Source organism: Streptomyces sp. NPDC055815 (assembly GCF_053616475.1).
Map to the genome: position 1 here is coordinate 25091 of NZ_JBSHDU010000093.1, position 6898 is coordinate 31988.

Consider the following 6898-nt stretch of genomic DNA (forward strand, 5'->3'; position numbering starts at 1 on the left):
CGTACTATTTCGGGCACGCCGACCGGACCGGAGAGGTTTCGCATGTTCTGCACCACCCGCGCGACGGCGGCGTTCGCCGCCCTGCTGGGTCTGGTGCTCGGGCTCCTGGTCTGCGGCGCCTCCTCCAGTACGGCTCCGGGGCCCGCCCCCGTCGTCATGGGCGCCGCCGTGCCCGGCTGCGACCCCGGTCACCCCGCCGGCGAAGGGGCCTCGGGTCCCGTCGTACCGCCGCGTGCGCACGGCTTCGCCGAGCTGCTGCCGGTCCTGGCCGCCGACCGGGTGGCGCCCGGGCTCCGGCAGCCGGACCCCGGCGAGCCGGCCGCGCCGCCGGGCCGGGAGCCACCCGCGCGCGTACCCCTGTCTCCCGTGGAGTTGTCGGTCCTGAGGGTTTAGACGGACGGCCCGCCCCCGCCGTCCTTCCCGTCCCACTCCTCCAGGAGCGCTTCCGCATGTCCAAGAGCACGTCCAAGAGCACGTCCAAGCCCAAGTCCATCGCCATCGTCTCCGGGGTGGCGGCCGCCGCCGTGCTGCTCGGCGTCGTCTCGTACACCGCCACCAAGCCCTCGTCCCCCGGCGCCTCCGGCTCCTCGTCCGTCGCCGAGGTCTCCGCGGACCCCTCTGCCGGCGTCTACGCCGAGCTGGAGGCGTACGCCCGCCGCGACCCCTCCGACAAGCTGGCCCTCGGCCGTGCCGACGCGCCCGTCGTGCTCATCGAGTACGCCGACTTCAAGTGCGGCTACTGCGGGAAGTTCGCCCGCGACACCGAGCCCGCGCTCGTGAAGAAGTACGTCGAGAACGGCACCCTGCGCATCGAGTGGCGGAACTTCCCGATCTTCGGCGAGGAGTCGGAGAACATCGCCCGCGCGTCCTGGGCGGCCGGGCAGCAGGGCCGGTTCTGGGAGTTCCACAAGGCGGCCTACGCCGAGGGGGCCAAGGAGAAGGGCTTCGGCAAGGACCGCATCGCCGCCCTCGCCAAGGAGGCCGGCGTCGCCGACGCGGCCCGGTTCGCGCGGGACAGCGAAGGGGCCGCCGCCCGCGAGGCCGTCCGCGCGGACCAGGAGCAGGGGTACGCGCTCGGCGCCACCTCCACCCCGTCCTTCCTGGTCAACGGCCGCCCGATCGCCGGCGCCCAGCCCCTGGAGACCTTCACGGAGGCCATCGAGGCCGCCGCGAAGGCCGCTCCGAAGAAGGCCGCGCGGTGACCTCCGGCATCGGCTACTTCGCCGCCTTCCTCGGCGGCCTCCTCGCCCTGCTCAGCCCGTGCAGCGCCCTGCTCCTGCCCGCCTTCTTCGCGTATTCGATCGACACGCGCGCGAAGCTAGTGGCCAGGACCGGCATCCTCTACGCGGGTCTGGCGACCACCCTCGTCCCGCTCGGCGCCGCCGGCTCCCTCGCGGGCCGGTTCTTCTACGGCCACCGGGACCTGCTCGTCACCGCCGGGGGCTGGCTGATCATCGGGCTCGGCGTCCTCCAGATCCTCGGCCTGGGCTTCACCTCCCGCCGGATCGCCGAGGCGAGCGGCCGCATCCGCCCCACCTCGGCGCTCTCCGTCTACGCCCTCGGCCTGGTCTACGGCCTCGCGGGCTTCTGCGCGGGACCGATCCTGGGGAGCGTCCTGACGGTGGCGGCGCTGAGCGGCAGCCCGGCGTACGGCGGACTGCTCCTCGCCGTGTACGCGCTGGGCATGGCCGTCCCGCTGTTCGTCCTGGCGCTGCTCTGGGACCGGTACGAGCTGGGCCGGCGGCGCTGGCTGCGGGGCCGCCCGCTCCGTATCGGCCGCTTCGAGGTCCACTCCACCTCGCTGCTCTCGGGCCTCTTCTTCATCGCCCTCGGCACCCTGTTCCTCGTCTTCGACGGGACGACCGCGCTGCCGGGCCTGCTGTCGGTCGACGACTCCTTCGCGGTCGAGCAGCGCGTGGCGGACTGGGGCCGTGCGGTTCCCGACTGGGCCCTGCTCGTGGCCGTGGTCGCGGTGGTGGCGGCCGTCCTCGCCGCACGCGGCGGGCGGCGCCGGGACCGGGGGCGCGCGGGGACGCCGGGGGAGCACTGAGACGCGCCGGTGGTACGCGACGCGAGGCGCTCCGCTTCCCGTACCACCGGTGAGCCGCAGGAGGGGGTTTCGTCCGGTCGCGACGGGGCGGGGCCAGGCCTAGCCTGGGAGTAACCGGTCGTCGTGAGTCTCCGACCCGGTCCCCCCTCCTCTTTCACTCCGTGGTGCGCGTCGGCCTTCGTGCCCCCACGGGTGGGGGTCCCGCGCGCCCCGCTCGAAGGTGAAGCCATGTCTCCCACCGTGCGAAGGGCGTCGAGAGCCGCCGTGTGCCTTGCGTTCGCGGCCGCCGGCGCCCTGTCCCTCGTCCAAGCCCCCGCGATGTCCGCGCCCCAGGCCCCGGTCGGCACCGGCTGGTACCAGATCAGGGCCAAGCACTCCGGCATGTGCCTCGACGTCGCCCACTTCAGCTACGGCCATGCCGCCGCCGTCGTGCAGGCCACGTGCGGGTCCGGCCACAACCAGCAGTGGCGCCTCCTGCCCCAGGGCGACAGCAAGTACAAGATCCAGGTCCGGCACTCCGGCATGTGCCTGGACGTCGCCTGGGGCAGCCGGCAACACGGCGCCCCGGTGGTGCAGTCGACCTGCAACGGCGGAAGCAACCAGGTGTGGTGGTTCGTGCAGCCGCCGGGGCGGGCCCCGCTCGTGGACACGTCCATCGGCCAGGTGCCGCAGACCAGGAACAGCGTCGGGATCGTCGTCGACCACACCGGGATGGTGCTCGACGTCGCCTGGGACAGCCTCGCTCACGGCGCCAAGATCGTGCAGGCCTATCCGCCGGGTGGGGAGCCCGCCATCAACCAGCAGTGGCAGTTCCTGCGCGCGCCCCAGTAGGAACGAAGAATGCCCCGTTCTTTCGAACGGGGCCTTCCCTCTGTGGCTGGGGCCGGGGTCGAACCGGCGACCTATCGCTTTTCAGGCGATCGCTCGTACCAACTGAGCTACCCAGCCACGAAGCTGTTTCCAGCTTCAGCGACTCTGACGGGACTTGAACCCGCGACCTCCACCTTGACAGGGTGGCGAGCTAACCAACTGCTCCACAGAGCCAAGCTTGTGTGCGATCACTAGTCTCTCACACGGTAATGCGTGCCCCCAACGGGATTCGAACCCGTGCTACCGCCTTGAAAGGGCGGCGTCCTGGGCCACTAGACGATGAGGGCTAGAGGCTCACCTGCGCGCTTTCCAGCGCGTCGGGGACGTGAGAAGCATATGGGATGCCGGCCGCTATCGCCAAAACGGTTTCCGGCGGGGGGAGAATGGGCCCGTGCTGGAGATGACGCGCGAGGAGTTCGAAGAGCTTGTCGCCGAGGCCCTGGACCGGATCCCGCCGGAGCTGACCCGGCTGATGGACAACGTCGCCGTGTTCGTGGAGGACGAGCCCTCCGCGGACGATCCCGAGCTGCTCGGGCTCTACGAGGGGACGCCGCTGACCGAGCGCGGCGAGTGGTACGCCGGGGTGCTGCCCGACCGGATCACGATCTACCGGGGGCCGACGCTGCGGATGTGCGAGTCGCGCGAGGACGTGGTCGCGGAGACCGAGATCACCGTCGTGCACGAGATCGCCCACCACTTCGGCATCGACGACGAGCGGCTGCACGCGCTCGGCTACGGCTGAGGCTCGGGTCTCTTCGCGCGTGTCCCTTGTGGGGCCCGGGGAGTTGGGCAGTGCGACGCGTTCCGTTCCTGCCTGTTGTGTCCTGGAGGTGCCCCCGTGCGCCATTTGCCCACCCCGGTGAGATGGGCCGCCACCGCGCTGGCCGTCGCGGCCTGTGCCGGTCTGAGCGGCTGTATGAGTGTGAGCGACGAGGGGGCGAAGCCGGCGCCCGGCGCGTCCGGGGGGAAGCAGGGCGTGGCGGCCGAGGCCGACGGCGGCGGCGGAGACCGGGTCGGGGACGGCGGCTCGTGGAACGGCCGGCCGGACAAGGGCGGCTCCGCCCCGGCCGGTGCGGGCAAGGAGTCCCCGGTCCCCAGCGGCTCGCCGTCGGGCACGGCGAAGCCCTCGCCGGGCGCCGTCCTGCCGGCGGAGGGCCCCGGCGGGCCGTCGAAGACGCACCCCGCGGGCGGCGGCCACGAGGACCCGGGCTCCGGCCCGGGCGGTGGCGATGCGAACGGCGGCGGCAGCGGTGGCGGAGGGAACGGCGGCGGGGGCGGCGCCGGGGGCTCGGACGGCGGGCCCACGCCCACACCGCAGCCGACCGAGCCGAGCCCGGAGCCGACGCCCGAGCCGACCGTCGACCCGACGCCCGAGCCCACCCCGGAACCGACCTCGAACCCCACCGATCCGCCGCCGTCCGGCACCGACACCCAGATGGGTGCGATGCGGGCCGCGGACGGGCCGGGAGCGCCCCCGGAGCCGGCGGCATCCCCGCAGGCCGAGCCGGTGTGACGTAGTCCGATTTGCTATAGGCGGGGGAGAGTCCGTATGGTGGTAGATCGCTTGATCCTATTGCCCGGCGCCGACACAGAAGAGCGCCGCGTGGCGCGTACTCTCCCTAGCCGTGGCTGACCGCATTGAGGCGGTCGTTTGCGAAATCACGGAGTTGACGGGCGCGTGCCGAGACTCCGGAAGGTTTCGCATTTCGCATGTCCATTTTCAGTTCTGACCACGCCGTCATGCCCGAGAACGACGAGATCGTCGAGGCCGTAGAGGCCACCGAGACCGTCGCGATCGAGGCCGACGACACCGCCGAGGCGGTCGTCGAGGAGACCGTCTCCGACGAGCCCACCATCACCTTCGGCGACCTCGGTCTCCCCGAGGGCGTCGTGCGCAAGCTCGCGCAGAACGGCGTCACCACCCCCTTCCCGATCCAGGCGGCGACCATCCCGGACGCCCTGGCCGGCAAGGACATCCTCGGCCGCGGCCGCACCGGCTCCGGCAAGACCCTCTCCTTCGGTCTGCCGCTGCTCGCCACCCTGGCGGACGGCCACACCGAGAAGAAGAAGCCCCGCGGCGTCATCCTCACCCCGACCCGTGAGCTCGCGATGCAGGTCGCGGACGCCCTCCAGCCCTACGGCGACGTGCTCGGCCTCAAGATGAAGGTCGTCTGCGGTGGTACGTCCATGGGCAACCAGATCTACGCCCTGGAGCGCGGCGTCGACATCCTCGTCGCCACCCCGGGCCGCCTCCGCGACATCATCAACCGCGGCGCCTGCTCCCTCGAGAACGTCCAGGTCGCCGTCCTCGACGAGGCCGACCAGATGGCCGACCTGGGCTTCCTGCCCGAGGTCACCGAGCTGCTCGACCAGGTCCCCGAGGGCGGCCAGCGTCTCCTCTTCTCCGCCACCCTGGAGAACGAGATCGACACCCTCGTCAAGCGCTACCTGGTCAACCCGATCACGCACGAGGTCGACCCGTCCGCCGGTGCCGTCACCACCATGACCCACCACGTCCTCGTCGTGAAGCCGAAGGACAAGGCCCCGGTCACCGCCGCCATCGCCGCCCGCAAGGGCCGCACGATCATCTTCGTCCGCACCCAGCTGGGCGCCGACCGCATCGCCGAGCAGCTCCGCGACGCCGGTGTGAAGGCCGACGCCCTGCACGGCGGCATGACCCAGGGCGCCCGTACCCGCACCCTGGCCGACTTCAAGGACGGCTACGTCAACGCGCTCGTCGCGACCGACGTCGCCGCCCGAGGCATCCACGTCGACGGCATCGACCTGGTCCTGAACGTGGACCCGGCCGGCGACCACAAGGACTACCTGCACCGCTCGGGCCGCACCGCCCGCGCCGGCCGCTCCGGCGTCGTGGTCTCCCTGGCCCTGCCGCACCAGCGCCGTCAGATCTTCCGTCTGATGGAGGACGCGGGCGTCGACGCCTCGCGCCACATCGTCGGCGGCGCCGGCGCCTTCGACCCGGAGGTCGCCGAGATCACCGGCGCCCGTTCGCTGACCGAGGTCCAGGCCGACTCCGCGAACAACTCGGCCAAGCAGGCCGAGCGCGAGGTCGTCGACCTCACCAAGCAGCTGGAGCGCCTGCAGCGCCGCGCCGTCGAGCTCCGCGAGGAGGCCGACCGCCTGGTGGCCCGCGCCGCCCGCGAGCGCGGCGAGGACCCGGAGGCGGCCGTCGCCGAGGTGACCGAGGCCGCCGAGGCCGAGATCGCCGCCGCCGCCGTCGAGGCCGAGCGTGCCGCGAAGGCCGAGGAGCGCCGCGAGGAGCGTTCGACCTTCCGCGACGAGCGGGGTAACTTCGAGCGCCGCGACCGCGGTGACCGCGGTGGCTTCAACCGTGACGACCGCGGTGACCGCGGTGGCTTCCGCCGGGACAACGACCGTGGCGGCTTCCGTCGCGACAACGACCGTCCGTCGGGTGGTTTCCGTCGTGACGACCGTCCGTCGGGTGGCTTCAACCGTGACGACCGTGGCGGCCGTTCCTTCGAGCGTCGTGACGAGCGTCCCTCCGGTGGCTTCCGCCGCGATGACCGTCCGTCCGGTGGTTTCCGTCGTGACGACCGTCCGTCGGGTGGCTTCAACCGTGACGACCGTGGCGGCCGTTCCTTCGAGCGCCGCGACGACCGCCCCTCCGGCGGCCACCGCGGCAGCGACCGTCCGTTCAACCGCGACCGTCGCGACGACCGCCCCGCCGGTGGCTTCCGCTCGGGCGGCGACCGCCCGTACGGCCGTCGTGACGACCACCGCGGCAGCACCGGCTCGACCGGTGGCTCCTTCGGCCGCCGCGACGACAAGCCGCGCTGGAAGCGCAACGGCTGATCTCGCGTAGAACGCTGAGCGGGGCCCCGACGACACCCCGGGGTGGGTAGGGGCCCCCCCACAATTTTAAAGGGTAGGGAATAACGTACCCCCGCCCCGGGGGCCCGGTTAAACAAGCGCGAAAATGACAGGGGGGTGGGCCAG

At 72.4% G+C, this 6898-nt stretch carries 7 protein-coding genes and 3 tRNA genes; 7 read left to right on the forward strand and 3 right to left on the reverse strand.

From position 1 onward, the window contains the following. Window positions 1-42 precede the first annotated feature (42 nt). The 4 genes from ACWGN5_RS36450 to ACWGN5_RS36465 all read left to right on the forward strand — a co-directional run bounded on the left by ACWGN5_RS36450 (window position 43) and on the right by ACWGN5_RS36465 (window position 2881). The gene (locus tag ACWGN5_RS36450) at window positions 43-393 is read left to right on the forward strand and encodes a hypothetical protein (protein WP_453522698.1); all 351 of its coding nucleotides are present in this window, start codon (window positions 43-45) and stop codon (window positions 391-393) included. Between the two features lie 56 nt (window positions 394-449). Beyond that, a complete protein-coding gene (locus ACWGN5_RS36455; RefSeq protein WP_453522699.1) occupies window positions 450-1202 on the forward strand; it encodes a DsbA family protein in 753 nt (250 codons plus the stop codon). Further along, window positions 1199-2050, forward strand: a complete 852-nt coding sequence (locus ACWGN5_RS36460) for a cytochrome c biogenesis CcdA family protein (protein ID WP_453522700.1) — start codon at window positions 1199-1201, stop codon at window positions 2048-2050. Before ACWGN5_RS36455 ends, ACWGN5_RS36460 begins: the two co-directional genes overlap by 4 nt. Before the next feature lie 228 nt (window positions 2051-2278). Then, window positions 2279-2881, forward strand: a complete 603-nt coding sequence (locus ACWGN5_RS36465) for an RICIN domain-containing protein (protein ID WP_453522701.1) — start codon at window positions 2279-2281, stop codon at window positions 2879-2881. A 43-nt stretch (window positions 2882-2924) separates the two neighbouring features. Here the strand turns inward: ACWGN5_RS36465 and ACWGN5_RS36470 are convergent. From ACWGN5_RS36470 to ACWGN5_RS36480, 3 genes are all read right to left on the reverse strand, one after another. Beyond that, window positions 2925-2998: transfer RNA gene (locus ACWGN5_RS36470), tRNA-Phe, on the reverse strand. Window positions 2999-3020: 22 nt separating this feature from the next. Beyond that, window positions 3021-3094, reverse strand: a tRNA-Asp gene (locus tag ACWGN5_RS36475). Between the two features lie 40 nt (window positions 3095-3134). Next, window positions 3135-3207 (reverse strand) — tRNA-Glu (locus ACWGN5_RS36480). Window positions 3208-3311: 104 nt separating this feature from the next. On the opposite strand from ACWGN5_RS36480, the gene ACWGN5_RS36485 reads away from it, so the two are divergent. The 3 genes from ACWGN5_RS36485 (at window position 3312) to ACWGN5_RS36495 (ending at window position 6754) form a co-directional block, all read left to right on the forward strand. Next, window positions 3312-3662, forward strand: coding sequence for a metallopeptidase family protein (locus tag ACWGN5_RS36485; RefSeq protein ID WP_369145485.1), 351 nt, complete (start codon window positions 3312-3314; stop codon window positions 3660-3662). 96 nt (window positions 3663-3758) lie between these two features. Then, the gene (locus ACWGN5_RS36490) at window positions 3759-4433 is read left to right on the forward strand and encodes a hypothetical protein (RefSeq protein ID WP_453522702.1); all 675 of its coding nucleotides are present in this window, start codon (window positions 3759-3761) and stop codon (window positions 4431-4433) included. Between the two features lie 197 nt (window positions 4434-4630). Beyond that, entirely contained in the window at window positions 4631-6754 is a 2124-nt protein-coding gene (locus tag ACWGN5_RS36495) for a DEAD/DEAH box helicase (RefSeq protein WP_453522703.1), read from the forward strand. Window positions 6755-6898 lie beyond the last annotated feature (144 nt).

What these genes read in the sequence shown, in the direction of transcription:
- ACWGN5_RS36450 (WP_453522698.1), top strand. Translation starts at nt 43, where the DNA reads ATGTTCTGCACCACCCGCGCGACGGCGGCGTTCGCCGCCCTGCTGGGT.
- ACWGN5_RS36455 (WP_453522699.1), top strand. Translation starts at nt 450, where the DNA reads ATGTCCAAGAGCACGTCCAAGAGCACGTCCAAGCCCAAGTCCATCGCC.
- ACWGN5_RS36465 (WP_453522701.1), top strand. Translation starts at nt 2,279, where the DNA reads ATGTCTCCCACCGTGCGAAGGGCGTCGAGAGCCGCCGTGTGCCTTGCG.
- ACWGN5_RS36495 (WP_453522703.1), top strand. Translation starts at nt 4,631, where the DNA reads ATGTCCATTTTCAGTTCTGACCACGCCGTCATGCCCGAGAACGACGAG.